This is a genomic window from Cupriavidus sp. R6-3, from assembly GCF_059772245.1.
Map to the genome: position 1 here is coordinate 1 of NZ_JCBAJO010000008.1, position 21,761 is coordinate 21,761.

The 21,761-nt window shown below is 59.8% G+C and carries 18 protein-coding genes and 1 pseudogene; 12 read left to right on the forward strand and 7 right to left on the reverse strand.

What is annotated here, in order from left to right; translation table 11 throughout:
• A partial coding sequence (locus AC6EI8_RS03035) for a DNA-binding protein (RefSeq protein ID WP_498381261.1) occupies nucleotides 1–345 on the reverse strand: 345 nt, incomplete at its 3' end.
• 598 nt (nucleotides 346–943) lie between these two features.
• Between AC6EI8_RS03035 and AC6EI8_RS03040 the strand changes: the two genes are divergently transcribed.
• Entirely contained in the window at nucleotides 944–1,120 is a 177-nt protein-coding gene (locus AC6EI8_RS03040) for a hypothetical protein (RefSeq protein ID WP_004635326.1), read from the forward strand.
• 87 nt (nucleotides 1,121–1,207) lie between these two features.
• Here AC6EI8_RS03040 and AC6EI8_RS03045 read toward each other — a convergent pair whose 3' ends face one another.
• Together AC6EI8_RS03045 and AC6EI8_RS03050 are read right to left on the reverse strand one after the other, a co-directional pair.
• Nucleotides 1,208–1,615 (reverse strand): hypothetical protein, encoded by a 408-nt coding sequence (locus tag AC6EI8_RS03045; RefSeq protein ID WP_004635327.1) that lies wholly within the window; start codon nucleotides 1,613–1,615, stop codon nucleotides 1,208–1,210.
• Between the two features lie 107 nt (nucleotides 1,616–1,722).
• Nucleotides 1,723–2,181: an MgtC/SapB family protein gene (locus AC6EI8_RS03050; protein ID WP_004635330.1), complete on the reverse strand. Its 459-nt coding sequence runs from the start codon at nucleotides 2,179–2,181 to the stop codon at nucleotides 1,723–1,725.
• 249 nt (nucleotides 2,182–2,430) lie between these two features.
• Between AC6EI8_RS03050 and czcN the strand changes: the two genes are divergently transcribed.
• From czcN to AC6EI8_RS03105, 11 genes and pseudogenes are all read left to right on the forward strand, one after another.
• The gene (gene czcN / locus AC6EI8_RS03055) at nucleotides 2,431–3,081 is read left to right on the forward strand and encodes a heavy metal efflux RND transporter CzcN (RefSeq protein WP_020206397.1); all 651 of its coding nucleotides are present in this window, start codon (nucleotides 2,431–2,433) and stop codon (nucleotides 3,079–3,081) included.
• Nucleotides 3,082–3,396: 315 nt separating this feature from the next.
• On the forward strand, nucleotides 3,397–3,744 hold the full coding sequence (gene czcI, locus AC6EI8_RS03060) for a CDF family cobalt-zinc-cadmium transporter CzcI (RefSeq protein WP_144425793.1): 348 nt from the start codon (nucleotides 3,397–3,399) through the stop codon (nucleotides 3,742–3,744).
• 75 nt (nucleotides 3,745–3,819) lie between these two features.
• Nucleotides 3,820–5,076 carry a heavy metal efflux RND transporter CzcC gene (gene czcC, locus AC6EI8_RS03065; protein WP_004635338.1) on the forward strand — a complete coding sequence of 419 codons (1,257 nt, stop codon included), beginning with the start codon at nucleotides 3,820–3,822 and terminating at the stop codon, nucleotides 5,074–5,076.
• Between the two features lie 17 nt (nucleotides 5,077–5,093).
• A complete protein-coding gene (gene czcB / locus AC6EI8_RS03070; RefSeq protein ID WP_004635340.1) occupies nucleotides 5,094–6,656 on the forward strand; it encodes a heavy metal efflux RND transporter CzcB in 1,563 nt (520 codons plus the stop codon).
• A gap of 16 nt (nucleotides 6,657–6,672) precedes the next feature.
• Nucleotides 6,673–9,864, forward strand: coding sequence for a heavy metal efflux RND transporter CzcA (czcA, locus tag AC6EI8_RS03075; RefSeq protein WP_004635342.1), 3,192 nt, complete (start codon nucleotides 6,673–6,675; stop codon nucleotides 9,862–9,864).
• A gap of 50 nt (nucleotides 9,865–9,914) precedes the next feature.
• A complete protein-coding gene (locus AC6EI8_RS03080; protein WP_004635344.1) occupies nucleotides 9,915–10,865 on the forward strand; it encodes a cation diffusion facilitator family transporter in 951 nt (316 codons plus the stop codon).
• Between the two features lies 1 nt (nucleotide 10,866).
• Nucleotides 10,867–11,541: pseudogene (locus AC6EI8_RS03085) on the forward strand (response regulator transcription factor PcoR); the annotation flags it as partial.
• A 7-nt stretch (nucleotides 11,542–11,548) separates the two neighbouring features.
• Nucleotides 11,549–12,979: a sensor histidine kinase CzcS gene (gene czcS, locus AC6EI8_RS03090; RefSeq protein WP_011229349.1), complete on the forward strand. Its 1,431-nt coding sequence runs from the start codon at nucleotides 11,549–11,551 to the stop codon at nucleotides 12,977–12,979.
• A gap of 108 nt (nucleotides 12,980–13,087) precedes the next feature.
• Entirely contained in the window at nucleotides 13,088–13,489 is a 402-nt protein-coding gene (gene czcE / locus AC6EI8_RS03095; RefSeq protein ID WP_011514820.1) for a copper-binding periplasmic protein CzcE, read from the forward strand.
• Between the two features lie 725 nt (nucleotides 13,490–14,214).
• On the forward strand, nucleotides 14,215–14,637 hold the full coding sequence (flgB, locus tag AC6EI8_RS03100; RefSeq protein WP_008650726.1) for a flagellar basal body rod protein FlgB: 423 nt from the start codon (nucleotides 14,215–14,217) through the stop codon (nucleotides 14,635–14,637).
• Between the two features lie 499 nt (nucleotides 14,638–15,136).
• Nucleotides 15,137–17,626, forward strand: a complete 2,490-nt coding sequence (locus AC6EI8_RS03105; protein ID WP_011514822.1) for a heavy metal translocating P-type ATPase — start codon at nucleotides 15,137–15,139, stop codon at nucleotides 17,624–17,626.
• A 57-nt stretch (nucleotides 17,627–17,683) separates the two neighbouring features.
• On the opposite strand, the gene AC6EI8_RS03110 is transcribed toward AC6EI8_RS03105, so the two are convergent.
• From AC6EI8_RS03110 to AC6EI8_RS03125, 4 genes are all read right to left on the reverse strand, one after another.
• Entirely contained in the window at nucleotides 17,684–17,986 is a 303-nt protein-coding gene (locus AC6EI8_RS03110) for a zinc ribbon domain-containing protein (protein ID WP_008650724.1), read from the reverse strand.
• A gap of 232 nt (nucleotides 17,987–18,218) precedes the next feature.
• Nucleotides 18,219–19,340, reverse strand: a complete 1,122-nt coding sequence (locus AC6EI8_RS03115) for a glycosyltransferase family 2 protein (RefSeq protein ID WP_008650723.1) — start codon at nucleotides 19,338–19,340, stop codon at nucleotides 18,219–18,221.
• Complete coding sequence (locus tag AC6EI8_RS03120) at nucleotides 19,337–19,720, reverse strand: GtrA family protein (RefSeq protein WP_008650722.1); 384 nt, start codon at nucleotides 19,718–19,720, stop codon at nucleotides 19,337–19,339. Before AC6EI8_RS03120 ends, AC6EI8_RS03115 begins: the two co-directional genes overlap by 4 nt.
• A complete protein-coding gene (locus AC6EI8_RS03125) occupies nucleotides 19,717–21,324 on the reverse strand; it encodes a glycosyltransferase family 39 protein (protein WP_008650720.1) in 1,608 nt (535 codons plus the stop codon). Before AC6EI8_RS03125 ends, AC6EI8_RS03120 begins: the two co-directional genes overlap by 4 nt.
• Between the last annotated feature and the right edge of the window lie 437 nt (nucleotides 21,325–21,761).

A 21,761-nucleotide genomic window follows, 5' to 3' on the forward strand; every position in this document is an offset into this window, starting at 1 on the left:
GGCGGTGTCGGCTGTGGCTTGCGCCTCGCGCTTCAGGCGCACCACGTCGTCGAGCTGCACCGCGACCGCGGCCTGCCACAGCGCGCGCATCGCTTCGGCGATCTCGACCGGAATCTCGGGCAGGGCGAGGTCGGCCAGGCCCGAGCGCACCACCTCGGCCTCGATCGCGTTGAGCGTACGCGACAGCGTTGCAGGGTCACCGCCGCCCAGGCGGTCACGCAGCTTGCGCACCGACACCACGCGGCGAAAGCGTGCGGCCGTGGGCGGCGCCGCGTCGCCGGCCTCGGTGAGCATGGCCAGCACGGTGGCGCGGATCTGGTCGGGGGTGGCGGCGAGGCGGGGCATGGCAGTTTCCGGAGGCGCATTTCAGCCTATCTTACGCACATACCTAACGTTAGAAAAGCCATTTATGTGTTGCTTGGGAAAACCAAAGACGGATAAATCTAGTTATCTTGCGGAAACAATGGCTTCCAGCCACAGGGCGCGCTTGGCCGCGCGGCGGGGGCGGTCAACGTTCCAAAACCAAGGGGAAAAGGACCAGTCAGCAAGTGACTGATTTGACTAGGGTTTTAGGGTGGGCATCACCCTGGAACCCGCATGGCTGCTACGGGTGGCTACCCCGGTAAATTGCGGCGAAATCAAGGGGACCCCTGATCCAGACATTCGTCTATTCGCTGGCCTGGCCGCATATCCAGTGGGCGGCGATGCTGGTGGTGCGGCTGCGCCCGGGTGCGGGTAACTAGTCGCTGGACGAACTGTAGGGGGCGAGCACTAACCGTCTCGCGCGGCGGCTTGCGAACCATAGGTCGGCCCGCGGCCGGAAAAATGCTTGACCTTCCCTGCCGTGGGAACGTCCATATTAACCATGGGGGACAGAAGCCCCTGCGGCGTGGCAGGACCAAGTCGGCAGAGAGCATCGGATTTTCCGCCGGAGGTTAGTCAAATGGGCGTTCCGGGGCGCACGTTGTATGAAGAGGTCTTTGCGGTGTTCGAAAGGGCATGCCAGGAAAGCGATTTCGAGCTGGCCGAGGACCTCCTGCTCGCCCTAGAAGCGATGGATCGCCGGCAGGAAGCTCATCGGCAACTCGACCGCGCCTACCTGCTGCTAGCCGATCTCTGAGAACGGGAGTCCCCCGACTTTGGTTTCTACCTGCTTGCCATCGGCTGGCCAATGCCCCTGGGGACAGCAGTGGTCCTCTTCCATGCCTTAGCGTGCAATATTTTCCGTTTTCTGAAGTGACCCCTTCTTTACGGAGTCCCGCGTATACCAGTCGTTCTTCTCGACAACCGGCTCTTTGCGATAGTGCCGCATGACCCGAAGAAAGCACTCGAGAGGCTGTTCTTCTTTCGTAACCATCGGGCCTAACGTCGTCGGAGACAATTGCACGTTCCGGCTAATTCGAGAAACATCGTCTATTTTGCAGAAAGCGGCCGCTAACCGATCGAGCGGGGGAGTATCCGAAGGTCTTGCGAGCGCCGAGGCAATTTCTTCCATGTGCGCCGGGCTGCAAGGAAACTCATGTCGATCGGACAGTGCGCTCACTTTGGCTTGCAGAGCCGGGTTCGTGCCCTCGTGAAGGTACGCAAACAGGTTGTAATCCAGGTAAATTCTCATGCGATGGAGTTTGCGTATTGTTAAGCGCGCTCATACGTTTGGGAAATGCTGGCCGAACCTGAAGTTGGCGCATTCGCGCTGCACGTGGCTTGGGAGCAGTGGGAGTCTTACTTCTTCGACATTTGAAGGATTCTGAGCACGATGAGTGCGAAGGCAGTCGCGACGATGGCCGTCACCGCATGGCCCATGCCGGCGGCCACGCCGATCGCGGCAGCAATCCAGATGCTCGCGGCAGTTGTGAGCCCCCTGACGTGTGTCTCATTGTCCGGCTTCAGGATCGCCCCTGCACAAAGGAATCCGATGCCTGACGTGAGACCCTGAAGCACGCGGCTCATGTCGGCAAGCTGCACGCCCGCCTGGAGGGGAACCACGACAAAAACGCATGCCCCCAGCGCGACGAGCATGTGAGTGCGCACGCCTGCGGATTTTCCCGAGCTCTCCCGCTCGTACCCCAGCAAGCCCCCCAAAACGATAGAGACGGTCATTCGAACGACGGCACGTACTGCCTCGGCAGCATTAGCGAGATCGGAGAATTCCGAGCTCAATGTGCGGATGATGTCGTTCATTGCGGAGCGTCTCTGGGTGTGTCCTGAAAATGGCCAAGACAGTCTATGTCGCAGAAGATGACTGTCAGATTGCCGAGCTATGACACAACCGGATTCGCTGGCCCGGGGGCAAGATTAACAACGTATTACATTTCGGCAATAAAGCCTGACAACGGAAGGGCAACCTTAGAATGCCGGCCATTAGTGCTCGTTTTCGCGCCAGTGTGTCCACTCGAAGTGCGCGACATTCTCCTCCAGCCCCCGAACCGCATGACCGATTCTTCAATCTCCCCGTCCCAACCCGCTGGTCTCTCGAGGGCGCTGGACAATTTCCTGACACGCCACCGCATCGGCGTTTGGCGTGTTGTCGTAACGTTTGTCCTGGCAAGTCTGGTCTTTGGCCATTCTCGCTGGGACGGTACCTGGGTGTCGCCGCTGCTGCTGACGCTGGGGATGTTGGGGGTGAGCCTGGCCACGGTCGGGCGGCTCTGGTGCGCGTTGTACATTTCCGGGCGCAAGAACAATACCTTGGTGACCTCGGGTCCATATTCACTGTGTCGCCATCCGCTCTATGTCTGCAACTTGCTAGGCATTATCGGACTAGGGGCGATGACCGAGTCGCTGGCGGTTACCGCAGTCCTGGCGCTCGCATTTGCGCTGATGTACCCGGCTGTCATCCGGACGGAAGACCGCTTTCTGGCTTCCGCCTTCCCGGAATTCGCCGAATACGCACGCCGTACACCAGCGTTCTTTCCCCGTCTGTCGCTGTATAGGGGGGAGTCGACATGGACGGTCCATGTGTCTTCCTTTCAACGCAATATTGCGGACTCGGTCTGGTTTCTCGGCCTGTCGGTGGTCGTGGAGTCGTTTGATTTGTTCCATGACGCCGGCGTCCTCCGGGCGGTCGTGACGCTTGCCTGATGCGGGCAACTCCGCATACACGTACAGCCATGCACTACGCTCACGTCTCCGATTCTGTTGTCGAGAGCATGCTCGTGATGCTGGTCGGCCTGATCGTCCTGTATGTGGGGTTCGCTGTCTATTTGCGGTGGAAGCATGGGCCCGCCCCCAAGCGTAAGACTGATGAGGGGCGAAAGCGGCACCCCAAAACGAGCAGGCGAAAAGCGATAATCGTAATCTGCTCTTAATGCTGGTGATCGAGGATTCATGTAAACTTCGGCGACGGCCCAGCCGTTAGTACTTCAACCCCAAGCCCCCCGCACAGTCTCCCAAGGAATGCGACGTTTCGTTCTGATCTTCGTGCTGCTCATTTTGCCGTTCCAGTTTTCCTGGGCGGCAGCGGCACGCTATTGTCAGCACGAGAAAGCCACGGCCACTTGGCACCTTGGGCACCACGAGCATCGTCATCAGCAGCCGGAAGGTAAAACGGATGCCGAGAAAAAGCCATTCGTGGATACAGACTGCGGGGTATGCCATCTGGTCTCCCTCCCGTTCGCCTATGGACAGACGCAGGACGTGTTGATAGCGAATCGGGTAGAAGTGACCGATACTCAACATGCGTCCGAGTTCTCGTCTCTGAATGCCAGGGCTCCCGACCGTCCTCAGTGGCAGCGTCTCGCTTGATCGGCGAGACGACGACTCTTTTTCTCCTTTCGTCTCTCGCCGAATTCTCCTGGTCACATACCTTGGTGCAATTCGATGCGAAGACTATTTCTGCCGCTCGGGCTGGCGGTAGCATTTCTCAGCCCAAACTTTGCCGTAGCGCAATCTGACACCGGCACGTCCATGGTGCCCGTCTTCCCAAGGGAAGCGGCGGGACCGTTGACCCTCGAGGCCGCGTTGTCGCTGGCGGCAGGAAGCAATTTCAACCTGTCCGCCGCCGCCAAGGAACTCGATTCCACAGAAGGTGGGATCATGCAGGCCCGGGTTATTCCGAACCCGGAACTCCAGACGCTGGTCGAGGACACGCGGAAATCCACCCGTACATCCACCGCCCAGATGAATATCCCCATCGAACTGGGCGGCAAGCGCTCGGCTCGTATCAATGCCGCGGAAAGGACGCGCGAACTGGCGCAGGCAACGCTGGCTGGCGTTCGCGGTGACATTCGGGCGCAGGTAATCGAGAGCTTTTTTTCCGTCTTGATCGCACAGGAACGCGTCAAGCTGGCAACTGGCTCCGCGGATATCGCTGCGAGGGGCGCGCAAGCCGCTTCACGCCGCGTCGCGGCCGGCAAGATCTCCCCGGTTGACGAAACTAAGGCACGTGTCGAACAGGCCAACGCCGAACTTGAATTGGCCGAAGCAACGGCGAGCCTGCAGTCCGCCCGTCAGGCGTTGACGGCGTTGTGGGGCAATGCATCGCCGCAGTTTACCGAAGCACAGGGCAATCTGGACGCGCTGCCATCCAGGCCGGCGCCTGAACTCCTTCTGAAGGAGCTGGAAAACTCACCGCTGGTGGCCGCAAGCCGCGCTGAACTTGACCGCCGCCAGGCATTGGTGGGCGTTGAGCGCAGCCGCCAGTATCCGGATCTGACAGTCAGTCTGGGTGCCAAGCGAGATACAGAAGCCAACCGCAACATGGCGGTGATCGGTGTGGCGATCCCGTTGCCGATTTTTGACCGGAATCAGGGCAACTTGTATTCGGCCATTCGCCAGGCGGACAAGGCCCAGGATGAATATCTGGCCAATCGCATCAGCCTGACCCGAAATCTCCTGATGGCATCGAACCAGCTGTCGGTATCGCGCGCCTCGGCACAAACGCTGAAGCAGACCGTCTTGCCAGGCGCCGAGCAAGCCTTCAACGCGGCGACCATTGGCTTCGAGGCCGGCAAGTTCAATTATCTGGACGTCCTGGATGCCCAGCGCACGCTGTTCCAGGCACGCATCCGCTATCTCGGCGTGCTTGGACAAACCTATCAGGCGGCGACCACGATCGATCGCATTCTGGGACGTTAAGACGGGATTCATAAAACATGGCTATTTCGAACAAACAAAAGGCTGCCATTGCGGCCATCGTACTGGTGGGCGGCGTCGCGACTGGTGGCGTTCTGCTGAGCGGGCGCTCTGCGCCGGAAGAGCAGGGTGGGCACTCGGAATCCAAGGGGCATGGCGACACCGAGCACCATGGCAAGCAGGCGGCGGAAGCCGACCACAAGGATGACAAGTCACACGGCGACGGCGAGCATCACGAGGTCAAGAAGGGCCCCAATGGTGGCGCGCTCTTTTCGCGTGATGGCTATGACGTCGAAATTGGCACGGCCGAATCCAAGGGCGAGGCCCGTATTCGGCTCTGGGTTAGCAAGTCTGGGAAGGCGGTGGCAAATGGCGTGGCAGCGACAGGCCAGCTCGTGCGGGCTACGGGCGAGTCTCAAGCGCTCAAGTTCGTGGTGTCTGGCGACGCGCTGGAAAGCCAACAGCCAGTTGCCGAGCCCCATGTCTTTGACGTGACCGCAAATGTGACCTTGCCCGGTTCGTCTTCGCCACTCGCCGTGCGGCTCTCGAAAGAGGAAGGCAAGATTGAGTTGACAGCGGACCAGCTGGCCAAGACAGGGGTAGTGGTTCAAACCGCGGGCTCGGCAAAGGTCCAGGCTGGCGTCCAGTTCCCCGGCGAAATCCGTTTCAACGAAGACAAGACAGCCCACGTGGTGCCGCGACTGGCTGGCGTCGTAGAGAGCGTTCCGGCCAATATTGGGCAACAGGTTAAGAAGGGACAGGTTCTCGCGGTCATCGCGAGCACCGGACTTTCTGACCAGCGCAGCGAACTGCTCGCAGCACAGAAACGTCTGGATCTGGCGCGTGTCACTTATGACCGCGAGAAGAAGCTCTGGGAACAGAAGATCTCTGCGGAGCAAGATTATCTGAGCGCCCGCAACGCGCTGCAGGAAGCGCAGATCAGTGTCCAGAACGCGCAGCAGAAGCTGACCGCCATTGGCGCCAGCAACAGCTCGACGGCACTCAATCGCTACGAGCTGCGCGCACCGTTCGACGGCATGATCGTTGAAAAGCATATCTCGCTTGGGGAAGCGGTGGCGGACAACGCCAACGTGTTCACGCTGTCGGATCTGTCGTCCGTCTGGGCCGAGTTCGTGGTGTCTGCCAAGGATGTCGAGCGGGTGCGCATCGGCGAAAAGGCGTCGATCAATTCGGCATCGTCCGATGTGAAGGCAGATGGCACCGTTTCATACGTGGGTTCGCTGCTGGGCGAGCAGACGCGGACGGCGAAGGCCCGCGTAACATTGACCAATCCACAGATGGCTTGGCGACCGGGTCTCTTCGTCACGGTCGACGTATTCGGTGCTGATGTCGAGGTGCCCGTTGCGGTGAAGACCGAGGCCGTCCAGGACGTCAATGGCGAGAGCGTAGTCTTTGTCGCGGTTCAAGGTGGATTCGTGCCGCAGCCGGTGAAGGTCGGCCGGACAAACGGCAAGGTCATCGAGATTGTCGAGGGCCTGAAGCCGGGCGCACGTTACGCCGCCGCCAACAGTTTTGTTCTGAAGGCCGAACTTGGCAAATCCAGCGCCGAACACGGCCATTGATACGGGGGAAACAGCAATGTTTGAACGTATCATTAGTTTCGCCATCCAGCAGCGATGGCTGGTCCTGCTCGCCGTGTTTGGAATGGCCGGGTTAGGGATTTTCAGCTACAACCGACTACCGATCGACGCGGTCCCTGACATTACCAACGTTCAGGTTCAGGTCAATACCTCGGCACCAGGCTATTCACCGCTCGAAACCGAACAGCGTGTTACGTATCCGATCGAGGTCGTGATGGCCGGCCTGCCGGGACTCGAACAGACGCGTTCCCTGTCCCGCTATGGCTTGTCGCAGGTGACGGTCATCTTCAAGGATGGCACGGACGTCTATTTCGCGCGCCAACTCGTCAACCAGCGCATCCAGGAAGCCAAGGACAATCTGCCTGAAGGCGTTGTGCCGGCGATGGGGCCTATTTCGACCGGCCTCGGGGAGATCTATCTATGGACCGTTGAAGCCGAAGAGGGTGCTCGCAAAGCTGACGGGACTGCCTATACGCCGACAGATTTGCGCGAAATCCAGGATTGGGTGGTACGGCCGCAACTGCGTAACGTGCCCGGTGTCACCGAGATCAATACTATCGGTGGTTTCAACAAGCAGTACCTGGTCGCGCCGAGTCTTGAACGGCTAGCGTCGTACGGGCTGACGCTGACCGACGTCGTCAATGCGCTGAACAAGAACAACGACAACGTGGGTGCGGGCTACATCGAGCGTAGGGGCGAGCAGTATCTGGTTCGTGCGCCGGGTCAGGTTGCGTCCGAAGACGACATCCGCAACATTATTGTCGGTACAGCGCAGGGGCAGCCGATCCGCATTCGCGACATCGGGGATGTGGAGATTGGCAAGGAACTGCGTACCGGTGCGGCAACCGAGAATGGCAAGGAAGTTGTGCTGGGCACGGTATTCATGCTCATCGGCGAAAACAGCCGGGCTGTGTCAAAAGCGGTCGATGAAAAGGTCGCTTCCATTAACCGTACGATGCCGGAAGGTGTGAAGATCGTAACGGTATACGACCGGACACGTCTGGTCGACAAGGCCATTGCGACCGTCAAGAAGAACCTTCTTGAAGGCGCGGTGCTCGTCATCGTAATTCTGTTCCTTTTCCTGGGTAACATCCGCGCGGCGCTGATTACCGCGACGATCATTCCGCTGGCGATGTTGTTCACCTTCACGGGGATGGTGAACTACAAGATCAGTGCGAACCTGATGAGCTTGGGCGCGCTCGACTTCGGCATCATCATCGATGGCGCGGTGGTGATTGTCGAAAACTGTGTGAGGCGACTGGCGCATGCGCAGGAACACCATGGCCGGCCATTGACGCGCTCCGAGCGGTTCCATGAGGTGTTTGCCGCAGCGAAGGAGGCGCGTCGCCCACTGATCTTCGGTCAGCTCATCATTATGATCGTCTACCTGCCGATCTTTGCGCTGACGGGGGTGGAAGGCAAGATGTTCCACCCGATGGCGTTCACGGTCGTCCTGGCGCTGCTGGGCGCGATGATTCTGTCCGTGACGTTCGTTCCGGCTGCGGTCGCCTTGTTCATCGGCGAACGGGTGGCCGAGAAAGAAAATCGTCTCATGCTCTGGGCGAAGCGTCGCTACGAGCCGCTGCTGGAAAAGTCGCTCGCGAACACGGCCGTTGTATTGACGTTTGCCGCGGTGTCAATTGTTCTGTGCGTGGCCATTGCGGCCCGCCTGGGCAGCGAGTTCATCCCCAATCTGAACGAAGGCGACATTGCCATCCAGGCGCTGCGCATTCCTGGCACGAGCCTGTCGCAGTCCGTGGAGATGCAGAAGACGATCGAGACGACCCTCAAGGCAAAATTCCCCGAAATCGAGCGCGTGTTTGCGCGGACAGGTACGGCGGAGATTGCATCCGATCCGATGCCGCCGAATATTTCGGATGGCTACATCATGCTCAAGCCTGAGAAGGATTGGCCAGAGCCGAAGAAAACACATGCCGAACTGCTGTCCGCCATCCAGGAGGAAGCCGGCAAGATCCCCGGGAACAACTACGAGTTCTCCCAACCGATCCAGCTGCGGTTCAACGAGCTGATCTCCGGGGTCCGCTCGGACGTCGCAGTCAAGATCTTCGGCGATGACAACAACGTGCTCAGCGAGACGGCGAAGAAGGTATCGGCCGTGCTGCAGGGCATCCCCGGCGCGCAGGAGGTGAAGGTAGAACAGACCACCGGCTTGCCGATGCTGACGGTCAAGATCGATCGGGAGAAGGCGGCGCGATACGGGCTTAACATGAGCGACGTGCAAGACGCGGTGGCAACGGGCGTCGGAGGCCGTGATTCCGGAACCTTCTTCCAGGGCGATCGTCGTTTCGATATCGTGGTCCGCCTGCCCGAAGCTGTGCGCGGCGAGGTCGAGGCTCTGCGCCGATTGCCGATTCCGTTGCCAAAAGGAGTGGACGCGAGAACGACGTTTATCCCATTGAGCGAGGTGGCGACGCTGGAAATGGCGCCCGGCCCGAACCAGATCTCGCGCGAGAACGGCAAGCGCCGCATCGTGATCAGTGCCAACGTTCGTGGACGTGATATTGGTTCATTCGTGCCCGAGGCGGAAGCGGCTATCCAAAGCCAGGTCAAGATCCCGGCTGGCTACTGGATGACATGGGGTGGCACCTTTGAGCAACTGCAGTCCGCCACCACCCGCCTGCAGGTGGTAGTGCCGGTGGCGCTGTTGCTGGTCTTCGTACTGTTGTTTGCGATGTTCAACAACATCAAGGATGGCTTGCTAGTCTTCACGGGCATTCCCTTTGCGCTGACTGGCGGGATTCTTGCCCTGTGGATACGCGGCATTCCGATGTCCATTACTGCAGCGGTGGGCTTCATCGCGCTGTGCGGGGTGGCGGTGCTCAATGGTCTGGTGATGCTGTCGTTTATCCGATCGCTGCGCGAAGAAGGGCATTCCCTCGACAGCGCGGTCCGAGTTGGCGCCCTGACGCGACTGCGTCCGGTGCTGATGACGGCCCTGGTGGCATCCCTGGGTTTCGTGCCGATGGCCATCGCCACCGGTACGGGCGCTGAGGTGCAACGTCCCCTCGCAACGGTGGTAATCGGTGGCATCTTGTCGTCCACGGCGCTGACCCTACTGGTGTTGCCGGTGCTCTATCGACTTGCTCACCGCAAGGATGAGGACGCGGAAGATACTCGCGAGCCAGTCACTCAGACGCATCAACCGGATCAAGGCCGCCAGCCTGCATGACGTAAATCCTTGGGCGGTCATCGTACCGCCCAATTTTTATAGGAGTTTCTATGGGCGCAGGTCACTCACACGACCATCCCGGTGGCAACGAGCGATCGCTCAAGATCGCCCTTGCGCTGACCGGTACGTTCCTGATTGCCGAAGTGGTCGGTGGTGTCATGACGAAGAGCCTGGCGTTGATCTCCGACGCCGCGCACATGCTCACGGACACCGTCGCACTGGCCATCGCACTGGCTGCTATTGCGATCGCCAAGCGACCCGCGGACAAGAAGCGGACATTTGGCTACTACCGTTTTGAGATTCTTGCCGCGGCCTTTAACGCATTGCTGCTGTTCGGTGTGGCTATCTACATCCTGTACGAAGCCTACCTGCGGCTGAAATCGCCACCTCAGATTGAGTCAACCGGCATGTTCGTCGTGGCTGTGCTGGGCCTGATCATCAATCTCATCAGCATGCGCATGCTGTCCTCCGGGCAAAGCAGCAGCCTGAACGTGAAGGGTGCTTATCTGGAAGTCTGGAGCGATCTGCTCGGGTCGGTTGGCGTCATCGCCGGTGCGATCATCATCCGCTTCACGGGCTGGGCGTGGGTCGACTCCGCCATTGCGGTGCTGATCGGCCTCTGGGTACTGCCTCGCACGTGGATCCTGCTGAAGTCGAGCCTGAATGTGCTGCTCGAAGGCGTACCCGATGACGTGGATCTGGCAGAGGTTGAGAAGCAAATTCTGGCGACGCCCGGGGTAAAAAGCTTCCATGACCTCCACATCTGGGCACTTACCAGCGGCAAGGCGAGCTTGACGGTTCATGTCGTGAATGACACGGCCGTCAACCCGGAAATGGAAGTGCTACCGGAATTGAAGCAGATGCTGGCTGACAAATTCGATATCACGCACGTGACCATTCAGTTCGAACTGGCACCATGCGAACAAGCGGATGCAGCTCAGCATTTCAATGCATCGCCAGCACTGGTCGGATCGAAGTCGCTTGCTGCAGGAGGAAACTAAGGTGCGGGTACTTGTTGTAGAAGACGAACCGCGTACTGCGGAGTATTTGCAGAAGGGATTGTCGGAGTCGGGTTTCGTGGTCGACATCGCGAACAATGGTGGCGATGGGCTCCACATGGCGGAAGAGACCGACTACGACGTCATCATCCTGGACGTCATGCTGCCAGGTATGGACGGGTGGACGGTCATCAAGTCCATTCGATCCAAGTCCGAGACACCCGTACTGTTTCTGACGGCGCTGGATGATGTGGCGGATCGTGTCAGAGGCTTCGAGTTGGGGGCAGACGATTACCTGGTCAAGCCCTTCGCCTTTGCCGAGCTCCTTGCCCGTATCCGGCGTTGCTTGCGCCAAAGCACCTCGAAGGAGTCCGAGCGATTGCGCATTGCCGATCTGGACATCGACGTGCTTGGAAGGCGGGTATTCCGGGGAACTACCCGCATTGAATTGACGAATCAGGAGTTCTCGCTGTTGCACCTGCTCATGCGCCGGAGAGGGGAGGTGCTGTCGCGAACCACGATCGCGTCCCAGGTCTGGGACGTCAACTTCGACACGGATACCAATGTCGTTGACGTCGCGATCCGGCGCCTGAGATCCAAGGTGGATGATCCCTTCGATCAAAAGCTGATCCATACCGTACGGGGAATGGGCTATGTCCTCGACCCAGAGCGCGGCCGGAGACGGAATGAGGCCCGGGACTTCGATAACCCCGCTGTCACTGACGAGGCGGCTTGGGCTCTTCTTTGCATTGGTACTGTCTATCGCGCTGGCCAGCATGGGCGCCTTTGCTTACTACTCGCTCGCCGCGCAACTCGAGGCCAGAGACGATGAGGTTGTAAAGGGAAAACTCGAACAGGTCGAGCATTTCTTGCGCGAGGTGGACGGGGTGCAGGGCGTCCCGGCGGCGCAGCATCGCTTCGATGATCTGGTGCGAGGTTACTCGGACCTCATCGTTCGCGTCACGGCGCTGGATGGCCGGCTTTTGTTTCGCACGGGCAACGATGCATTGCTGGAAGGCACTGACCAAGCGGCGGTCACGGGAAAGTCATCGCTCATGTTCCAGTCCGCCGATGCGGTGTTGGGGCGAGACGGTACGCGGGCGACGGTGTTCGTGGCGAAGTCTGGCGAGGACAGGAAGCAGGTGACTGCGCGATTCCGGACGACGCTCGTGCTTGGTACCACCGTCGGTGTGATATTGACGGCCCTGGTGGGGGCGGCCATTACGCGCCGTGAGCTGGAGCCGGCGCACGTACTTATCAAGCAGATCAACCGGATCAGTGTGGAACGGCTGAGCTACCGGGTGGACATGCCACCCAAGCCCACCGAAGTGCGTGATATCGCCTCTGCGTTCAATGCGATGCTGCAACGCCTCGAGGATGGTTATCAGAAGCTGTCGCGGTTCTCCGCCGATCTTGCCCATGATTTGCGCACGCCGCTTAACAACCTCATTGGACATGCCGAGGTCGCCTTGTCACGAGACCGCACCGGGCCCGAGTATGTCGCCTTGGTGGAGGAAAGCCTGGTCGAATACCAGCGACTTGCGAGGATGATCGATGCGATGTTGTTCCTCGCGCGAGCTGACAGTGCCAATGTGGCGCTCGAGTTGACGGAACTCCAGTTGAATGCAGAACTTCGCAAGTTGTCCGCCTACTTTTCGGTGCTTGCAGAGGAGCGAAGCGTCGTAATCAGGGTAAGCGGGGATGCCACCCTGGTCGCTGATGCCATTCTGTTCCAGCGTGCGATCAACAATGTTCTGTCAAATGCGGTCCGTCATGCGTGGCCGAATTCGATGATAGATCTGGTGGTGCGCCGCGAAGCGGCACATTGTTGCATCGACATCACGAACGTTGGAGACCCAATCCCGGAGCGGGAACTTTCCCTCATCTTTGATCGGTTCTTCCGTGGGGATAGGGCGAGATCCAACTCGTCACAGTCCACGGGGCTGGGCCTGGCCATCGTCCTGTCGATCATGGAGCTCCATGGCGGCGACGCGTCAGCCGTGAGCGGCTTGGATGGGAAGACACGCTTTACATTGCGCTTCCCGCTCAACGGTGCTGAAGCCTCAGCGCGGGTTTCGGTGGGTAGGCCGAGTCAGGACCGACCAGTCGTTGGGTAGAGTGGTGCAATGAGCCCGATTGCCTATTTGTAATCGCCGGGCAAGGCTGCAGCATGCGTACAATTTATACACTCGTTTTCATAGATCAACGAAGTCTCTAGAAAGGAGATGACTATGAAAACGAAGAAACACGCCTTGCTGTTTGCGGCGTTGCTGTTGGGTGGGATGTCGGCTTCGTATGCTTTGGAAATGACCGGGTTGAAACCGGGCGTGCCTGCGTCGACGGCGACGGCGCAGGCGATGGCGAAGCGTCACGCGACCTTGTATGGCGATCCAGCCGGCCAATCTCAGGCCAGTCGCATTATCGACGTGAAGCCAGGGATGCGGTATGTCAACGTGGACTCTGGCGAGACGGTGGCGTTTCGGGCCGGCGAGAAGATCGTCGCATGGACCTTCGCCCAGATGGTCAGGGATACGAGTGTGGACCTTGGCTTGTTGATGCCGGATCTGCCGGGTAGCGCTGGCGTGCGCGTCTATATTGATAGAAGCGACCTCTTCACAGGTGGCTGAACGTTGCTGAACCGGTGAACTACAGGCCCCGCACAATGCGGGGCCTTTTTCATCGTCATTGGCGTCGGTTCTGCCGCTTAGCAATACACGAGGCGATGGGAAGTTGTAGCACGCGCCACCGCATCATGAACGGCACCGGATTGACGCCGATGGAGGGAAAAAAAGCTTGCCCTCCGGGGAGGGCAAGCTTCGGAAGCTTTCGCCATCGGGATAAAGCGAAAGAGCACCAAGAGCCAAGCAACTGACGGGTGCCTGGCTCCCCCACAGAGGTCGGTCTGAGTTTCAGGGACGGCTTGCGTCAAATTCCGCGTGCGCCATCGGTGAACACATCACGCGGCCCAATACGCGAGCCGTCGGTAAATACGTCACGCTGAATGCGGTTGTAGCGAACAGACCGAGGGATGCGACGGCAATGCGACTAATCTTCATGGATTCTCCTCATTAAGACCCGAAATTAATTTGGTGGGGGCGAGTATAGAAATCTGCAGATGACGGTCAGATTGCGAAGTAATTACGTGGGGTCACTTCGTCGCGTGATGACGACAAGGTGGAACGTACCGGGGTTATGTGGATTGACATGGCTTTCGCGCGGACGCGTCAACCTGTGTGCGCGCGAACATTGCGGGCCGGTAATGGGAAACTCACGAAAAGAGGTCGCTTCTCTCGAAGCAAGATCGACTGCCTTTGCAATACGCTGCGGGTTCCGATCTAGTTGGAGAGTAAGGATGGACACGCCATACGTCGCAAAATGGGCGCGTAGCGAAGACAGCGTTCATGAGCAAGCGCTGCGACTTCGCACACGGAGGTTCGAGCTGCTGTCTGCAAATATTGCAAATGCGGATACGCCGAACTACAAGGCGCGCGATATCGACTTCAGCGCCGAGTTGGATAGGGTGATGGGCAGTGGCCAGAATTTTGCGGGCATGACCATGACTTCGCCGCGACACATCGAGGCAAGCAAGCCCGCGCTGGAAGAGGATCTGATGTATCGCGTCCCCCTGCAGTCGAGTATGGACGGCAACACCGTGGAGATGGACGTCGAGCGTGTGGCGTTTGCAGAGAACGCGCTGCGGATGCGGTTCTCCATTCAAAAGACTGCCGACGAGTACAAGGACATGCTCAAGCTCTACCAGGACATGCGGCCCTAGCGGGGAAACCGCGACTACTGGCAGGGCGGCTTGGGTGCGGCGACAGCGCTGGACGCGTCTCTGGAAGACGGCTCCGGTGTGCTCGCTGCGGATTCCTGCTTCGACGGATGTTTGGCTGTGCGATGTCGCGGGTTGGCCGCCCAGGCAACCCGTTGGTCGCGGGAGGCGTATCCCGTGTCTGAATGTCCAATGGCGAGGGTGTGCCACTGGGTCGGCTTCTCGCTGAGTCGATCACCGGTCGCAGGAGCCGGCAAAGCGTAGGCCAGCAAGGCAGAGCATGCGACGGCGCTAATCATCTGTATGGTTCCTGGACGGATGACATGAGGATCCTGTCATCCGCAAGATAGTACGCTCAGATTGCGGGCACATTACCAACGCATTACGGCGGGGCATTGGGGCGCTGACTCGTTGAGCTTTGTTGTTGCAATGCGGGGCACACTAGTTGCTAATAGTGTGCAACGGCGTGAATGCCGATTCAGACTGACTGGAGCCCGCGACAATGACCGAAAAGCTGCGCCTGGACATTCCTGTCTTGCTTCCTGGCCTTCCCGATTCCTCTGATCCCTGTGTAGAACGGTTGCTGTCCGAACTGAGAGGGAAAGAGGGCGTCGAGGCGGCGCATATAAAAACTGCAAATGTTGATAGCGATTCACAGATATGTGTCCACTACGATCCCGCAGCGATTTCCCTTGCCCGCATCCGGGAGCTGGTGACAAGCACGGGTGCGGTGATTTCGTCGCGGTTTGGTCATGTGCTTTGGCAATTGAAGGGCGTCTGGCACGAACGACGAGCGCGAACCGTAGCTAGCCAACTGCGGGCCTTGCCCGGCGTCATCGAGGCCGAAGTCAGCGCCTCCGGCATAGCGCGCGTCGAATTCGACAACGATCGGATCTCCGCGGCAGGGATCGAGCAGGCCCTGTCAAAACGCGGGCTCGCGCCGGTTGAGATCGGTGCCCGGAAGAGCGGTCATGCAGACCATGAACACCGCGAAGGCGTCAAGGATCATGCACATGGGGAAGGCGAGGGGCATGAGGCCCACGCACACGGCAGCGTGTTTGGCCCGAATACTGAGCTAATCTTCTCCCTGATCTGTGGGGCCTTGCTTGGTCTCGGATTTGCCGTTGGTAAGCTGTTCGGCAGCCTGCCAGCATGGATTCCGGTTGCCTTCTTTGTCGGCGCGTATTTTTTTGGTGGTTTCTATACCGTTCGGGAAGCGATAGAGAACCTCCGGCTAAAGAAGTTCGAAATCGACACACTGATGCTGGTAGCCGCCGCAGGGGCGGCGGCGTTAGGCGCTTGGGCGGAAGGCGCGCTACTTCTCTTTTTGTTCAGTCTCGGCCACGGGCTCGAACACTACGCCATGGGGCGCGCCAAGCGGGCGATCGAAGCGTTGGCGGCGCTCGCACCGGCTACAGCAAGTGTGCGGCGTGAAGGCGAGGTACGAGAGGTCCCCGTCGAGGAATTGCAGGTGGGGGATGTGGTGGTGGTTCGGCCGAACGAACGCCTCCCCGCCGATGGTTTTCTGGTAAAGGGGGCTTCCGCAGTCAATCAAGCGCCGGTTACTGGCGAAAGCATCCCGGTCGACAAGCAGCCCGTGGATGACGCCGCCGCAGCCAGGAGGAAGCCCGATGCCGTAGGGGCCGTGTCCCGCGTGTTCGCCGGAACCATCAATGGCGCCGGCGCCATTGAAGTGGAAGTGACGCGCCTTTCCACGGACAGCGCCCTGGCGAAAGTCGTCAAGATGGTCAACGAGGCCGAAGCGCAAAAGTCACCGAGCCAGCGGTTCACTGAGAAGTTCGAACGGATCTTTGTTCCTGCAGTGCTTGTGCTGGCGGTATTGCTGCTGTTTGCAGGGCTAGTGATCAATGAGCCGTTCAGTGCGACCTTCTACCGCGCCATGGCGGTGCTGGTTGCCGCCAGCCCATGCGCGCTCGCCATCGCGACACCGAGCGCGGTGCTGTCGGGGGTAGCGCGCGCCGCTAGAGGGGGTGTACTGATCAAGGGCGGGGCGCCGCTCGAAAACCTGGGTTCACTGAAAGCCATTGCATTCGATAAGACGGGGACGCTGACGGAGGGGCGCCCCCGTATTACCGATGTGATGGTCGCCGAAGGAGTAGCTGAAGCGGAATTGTTGAGCGTAGCGGTCGCCGTGGAGTCGCTCAGCGACCACCCGTTGGCTGCGGCCATTGCCCGCGATGGCCGCAAGCGCCTGGAAGGCAGTTCCATCCCGGAAGCGTCTCATCTCCAAAGCTTGACCGGACGCGGGGTCACGGCGACGTTGTGCGGTAAGACCGTCTGGATTGGCAAGCCTGACATGTTCGGCGCCGACGGGATTGCACCGCTTAGCGAATCGATGGCGAGCGCAGTGCAGACGCTGCGCAGCACTGGCCGCACGACAATGATCGTCAGGCAGGGAGATCGGGACCTCGGCGCCATTGGGCTGATGGACACGCCGCGCGCCTCGGCGCGCGCTGCCCTCGAGGCACTGCGCAGGCTGGGTATCACACGCATGATCATGATCTCCGGCGATCACCAGCGCGCAGCCGAAGCCGTCGCCAAGGACGTAGGTATCGATGAAGCCTGGGGCGATCTGATGCCTGAGGACAAGGTCAAAGCCATCCAGACGTTGCGCGCGGAAGCCAAAGTGGCCATGGTCGGCGACGGCGTCAACGACGCGCCGGCAATGGCCAACGCCACGGTGGGCATCGCAATGGGTGCGGCAGGTTCAGATGTGGCACTGGAAACGGCGGATGTTGCGCTGATGGCCGACGACCTCCAACACCTGCCTTTTGTGGTCGGTTTAAGCCGACATACGCGGGCCATCATCCTTCAGAACGTGTATATCAGCCTCGGCGTCGTGGCGTTCCTTCTGCCAGCCACGATCCTCGGCCTCGGTATCGGGCCCGCCGTGGCCATGCATGAGGGGTCGACGCTGATCGTCGTGTTCAATGCGCTTCGACTGCTAGCCTATCGCGACAAATCCCCATGACGGGCCCCGGCCGCAATGATGGCGATGCCAGATGCGGCGGCAGCTATGGCCGCCGACTCATTTGGCGGCATTGCCGCAACTTCCACAGAACTTTGCGTCGCGTGGGAGTAAGGTGCCGCATCGACTGCACGGCGCCGGAGCCAGTGAACTGCCGCATTGCTGGCAGAAGCGCGCGCCCTGGGCGCTCACCGTGCCGCAGTTGGGGCAGTGGACGCCGGCGGGGCTTTGTGGTGGCAAAGGATTCCCATAGCCGTAGCTGCCGCCACCATCATGATGACCTCCTCGACGACCGTGCTCACTTCCGCCGCCGTGATGACCGCCGCTGTGACGGCCCATGAGCCTTTCCAAGAAACCCATCATTCCTCCTAAGTGGATGGATCGTCGCTGCGGCCCCGTGGTGTCGGGTGCTGCGACGACTTGCGCTGCTACGCGTCAGCCAATGCCTGTAGTAAATAGTCTGTAGTGACTACAGGGTCAATGGTCGGTGGATGCGAAGAACGGAATAAGTTGAATACGAGGCTCTTTCTTTCGAAAACGTCATGATCCCGATAGTTGCTGGCCATGTCGTGAGAGCGCATGGAAGGCGGGCTGTCTATCGGCTTGGCGCAAGGGTTTCCGTGAGGATGGCATCCCGCTGAGGAGCCTCGGGGAGGCCAGGAGCTTTGCCTTCCGGGCATCCGGGTGCGTGAAAGATTGCTGCAGGCGGGGTGCCACCCCGTGTCGCTGCGGCCACCTGCCCCGGCTCAGCGGTGGGGGTGCCGGGGCCGATCGGCGCCGTATAGCTTGCCACCAGATACACCGGCCGCCGCTTGACTTCATTGAACAGACGCCCAACATATTCCCCGAGCACGCCTAGGAAAACCAGTTGCAGGCCGCCCAGCAGAAGCAGGGCGGTCATCATGGATGGGTAGCCGTGTACGGGGTCGCCGTAGAGCAGCGTCTTGCCAACGATGAAGGCGGCCATGCCAAAGGCGGGAACGGCAACAAGCAGGCCGATCGAGGTTGCAAACTTGAGCGGCACGGTGGAAAAGGCAGTGATGCCATCCACGGCAAAACGCAACAGCTTGCGGTAGTTGAACTTGGTCGTCCCGGATGCCCGCGCGTCACGCCGATACAAGACGGCCGTCTGCCGGAATCCTATCCAGGCATACAGCCCCTTCATGAAGCGGTGCTGCTCCCGGAGTTGTCCGAGTGCGGCAACGGCACGACGGCTCATGACGCGGAAGTCGCCGGTGTCGGCCGGAATCTCCGTATCGCTGAGCTTGCCCATCAGGCGGTAAAACCAGTGCGCGGTGAACTTCTTGAGGAACGATTCGCCATCCCGGGAAGTGCGCGTGGCGTACACCACGTCGAACCCCTCGCGCCATTTCTCGATCAACGACGGAATCAGTTCGGGCGGATCCTGCAGATCGGCGTCGATGATCACAACGGCGTCGCCGCTTGCCACGTCGAGGCCCGCCGTTAGCGCGGCTTCCTTGCCGAAGTTGCGACTCAGCTCGACAATGCCGACGCGCGCTTCGGCCGCCTTGAGATTGTGTGCAACCGCCAGTGATCGATCGCGGCTGCCATCGTCCACGTAGATAATCTCGTAGTCCGATGCCAATCCATCCATCACGCGGAGAAGCCGAAAGTGAAACTGTGGCAGGACAGCTTCTTCATTGAAGAGCGGTACGACGACCGAGATCTTCTCTGGCAGCAGGCTGGCGGCATTCATCGCATCGCTCCATTCATGAACGTCCAATTTGCATGGAGTACGTAGTTGACCAACATGACGAAAATTGTCGAGAGGATTTGAGCAACCAGGTAGTGAAGCCCCAATGCTAGTCCAGCCCACATCAGAAGTGAGTTAAGAAAGAACGCCAGCGCGGAAACGAGAATGAACCGTCCGAAAGTGGCGCGTTGTGGTCGGACTGGTGTGAACACCCATCGGCTGCTGATGCAGTAGTGCGTCAGAAGGCCTGCAACACTGCCGGCGGCAGACGCCGGTAGCGCTGCAACCCCGAAACCGACCAGCGTGATCAGTGTTGCGTAGTGTGTAGCGGTTGCCGTCGCCCCCGCGCCCAGAAACCGTACAAATCGTGATGGGATGTTCATGGTTTTTGCACCAGAACGTTGACGCCATGTCGTCCGATCACAGTTGTGTTGCCGCCGAGCAGCGGTCTCAGTCGATGAAACGTCTCGTGCCGCATGACCGCGAGCTTGTGACCAGGGGTCAGCCATCGCTGCGCAAAAGCTTCTTCATTAGCAATCCACTTGTCGGGCTCGACCGAGAAGCCGAGATCCAGCTCGGATCTGGCCCCGACAATGATCGGTTCTCGTTCGGCGTAAAACGCCAGACCTCGGTCAATCTGGCCCACGTTGAACAGTTGTGTGTTGTCGCGGGACGCCGCCTTGGCTTCCAAGCCAAGTGGTTTGATGGAGAGGGACCCAAACGCCCGAGACGCCATCAAGCCAGCCTGAAGGCTGGCCAGCGTCGCCAGCGAAGCGACGGCAACCGCGCAGAGCCTGTGGCCGCGCAGGGCGATCCCAAAGGCCAGGAAGCCACCGATGACCAGAATGCCCATCGTGATGGCGCCCCAGGTATGCAATGAGGCCGGATTGCTGATATTGAGCTTCAGTACCGCATTCGACATTGTCGGATGCCATAGCAGCACGGCGATGGCAACGCCGAGCACAGGCATGGCAAGAAAGCTTGCCGCCAGTGTGGGGCGGGCTGCAGTCATGGATCTGTACGCGAGCAAGACGGCCACCGGTGGTAAGGCGGGCAGGATATAGAGCGGCAGCTTCGAGCGCGAAATCGAAAAGAAGGCAATGACAACGACTACCCACAGCGACAGAAACAGTCGTGCGTCGAAGCCAGGCGTTGCCTGTGCGCTGCGAGAGCGGAGTGCGATAGCACGGGGAATCAAGCCCATGAACGGCAGGACGCCTGCCGCACCAACGGCCAGGAAGAACCAGAATGGCTTGTCCCGCTCGTGAACCGAGGACGAGAATCTCGCGAAGTGTTCGTGGATGAAGAAGTAATTCAGAAATTCGGGGTTGCGCTGGGACACCACGACAAACCAAGGCATGGTGATGGCCACCGCAAGCAGGCTCCAGCGCCAGAATCTCGCGCTAAAAAATGCGGAAAATTGTCGAGTGACCGCCCCGTATAGCAGCAGCGTGATTCCTGGCAGTACCAGGGCAATCAGGCCTTTGGCAAGAAATGCCAGACCGACCAACAACCAGATCAGGGGGTATAAGCGAGGTTCCCGATTCTGGTAGGCCACGGCGAAAACGAGAGCGGCACTGCCGAGCAGTGCGCCGACACCAATGTCTGTTGTTGTCAGATTCGAGCCGAGAATCCAGAGGGGAGCGCCGATGAGCACCAGCGCTGAGGCGAGGCCTATGCGCGTGTCATAGAGCGATCGCGCCGCCCACCATGCGGCGAGTGCGCCCAGCAGTCCCACAAGCGCACTCCAGATCCTTGCTGTCCACTCGGACGGCCCGAAGAGCGTATAGGCGCTGGCGGTCGCCCAATACTGCAGGGGCGGCTTGTCGAAGAACTTGATGCCGTTCAACCGCGGCGTGACCCAATCGCCGGAGACGAACATCTCGCGCGGAACCTCGGCGTAACGACCCTCGTCGGGTTCATAGAGGGGACGCACGGATAGCGTGGACATCCAGAGGACCACCGTGAGTGCGATGGTCAAAGCCATGAAAATCTGTCGCTTCAAGAGACTGCCCGTCCAGGTGTGCGGTGGCCACTGCTACCGCGCTTGGTCAAATGCTCTCAGGGCGCAACGACATAGATGCCGGATGTGGTTCGTCGCCGTCGTGATGTTGGATCATGGAGCAGTTCACGCGGCGCCGCTTGACGCCCCACGAGCCGAGGATGCGATTCACGCGGGAGTCCGAAGGATGGCGACTTGGCCAGCAGAGAGCGAACAGCGGGATTCTAGGGCGCTCACCTGTCGGGGGGATTACGAGATGATGACGGCGCAGTCCGCCGTCGAGTGCTTTGCGGCAGAAGAAGTTGCCTGACGAAGCGTCAGCGTTAGCTCATGGTAACCCAAGTGCTTCGGAGAACGGGCGTCGGGTTCGATGCGTTGGTGCGTAACCATTCGGCAATGTCGCCGCAATGTTCTGCATAGTA

What these genes read in the sequence shown, in the direction of transcription:
- AC6EI8_RS03045 (WP_004635327.1), bottom strand. Translation starts at nt 1,615, where the DNA reads ATGAGAATTTACCTGGATTACAACCTGTTTGCGTACCTTCACGAGGGC.
- AC6EI8_RS03105 (WP_011514822.1), top strand. Translation starts at nt 15,137, where the DNA reads ATGACCGAAAAGCTGCGCCTGGACATTCCTGTCTTGCTTCCTGGCCTT.
- AC6EI8_RS03080 (WP_004635344.1), top strand. Translation starts at nt 9,915, where the DNA reads ATGGGCGCAGGTCACTCACACGACCATCCCGGTGGCAACGAGCGATCG.
- czcC (WP_004635338.1), top strand. Translation starts at nt 3,820, where the DNA reads ATGCGAAGACTATTTCTGCCGCTCGGGCTGGCGGTAGCATTTCTCAGC.
- czcN (WP_020206397.1), top strand. Translation starts at nt 2,431, where the DNA reads ATGACCGATTCTTCAATCTCCCCGTCCCAACCCGCTGGTCTCTCGAGG.
- czcS (WP_011229349.1), top strand. Translation starts at nt 11,549, where the DNA reads ATGAGGCCCGGGACTTCGATAACCCCGCTGTCACTGACGAGGCGGCTT.
- czcB (WP_004635340.1), top strand. Translation starts at nt 5,094, where the DNA reads ATGGCTATTTCGAACAAACAAAAGGCTGCCATTGCGGCCATCGTACTG.
- czcI (WP_144425793.1), top strand. Translation starts at nt 3,397, where the DNA reads ATGCGACGTTTCGTTCTGATCTTCGTGCTGCTCATTTTGCCGTTCCAG.
- AC6EI8_RS03125 (WP_008650720.1), bottom strand. Translation starts at nt 21,324, where the DNA reads ATGGCTTTGACCATCGCACTCACGGTGGTCCTCTGGATGTCCACGCTA.
- czcA (WP_004635342.1), top strand. Translation starts at nt 6,673, where the DNA reads ATGTTTGAACGTATCATTAGTTTCGCCATCCAGCAGCGATGGCTGGTC.
- flgB (WP_008650726.1), top strand. Translation starts at nt 14,215, where the DNA reads ATGGACACGCCATACGTCGCAAAATGGGCGCGTAGCGAAGACAGCGTT.
- AC6EI8_RS03120 (WP_008650722.1), bottom strand. Translation starts at nt 19,720, where the DNA reads ATGAACATCCCATCACGATTTGTACGGTTTCTGGGCGCGGGGGCGACG.
- AC6EI8_RS03050 (WP_004635330.1), bottom strand. Translation starts at nt 2,181, where the DNA reads ATGAACGACATCATCCGCACATTGAGCTCGGAATTCTCCGATCTCGCT.
- czcE (WP_011514820.1), top strand. Translation starts at nt 13,088, where the DNA reads ATGACTATGAAAACGAAGAAACACGCCTTGCTGTTTGCGGCGTTGCTG.
- AC6EI8_RS03040 (WP_004635326.1), top strand. Translation starts at nt 944, where the DNA reads ATGGGCGTTCCGGGGCGCACGTTGTATGAAGAGGTCTTTGCGGTGTTC.
- AC6EI8_RS03115 (WP_008650723.1), bottom strand. Translation starts at nt 19,340, where the DNA reads ATGAATGCCGCCAGCCTGCTGCCAGAGAAGATCTCGGTCGTCGTACCG.
- AC6EI8_RS03110 (WP_008650724.1), bottom strand. Translation starts at nt 17,986, where the DNA reads ATGATGGGTTTCTTGGAAAGGCTCATGGGCCGTCACAGCGGCGGTCAT.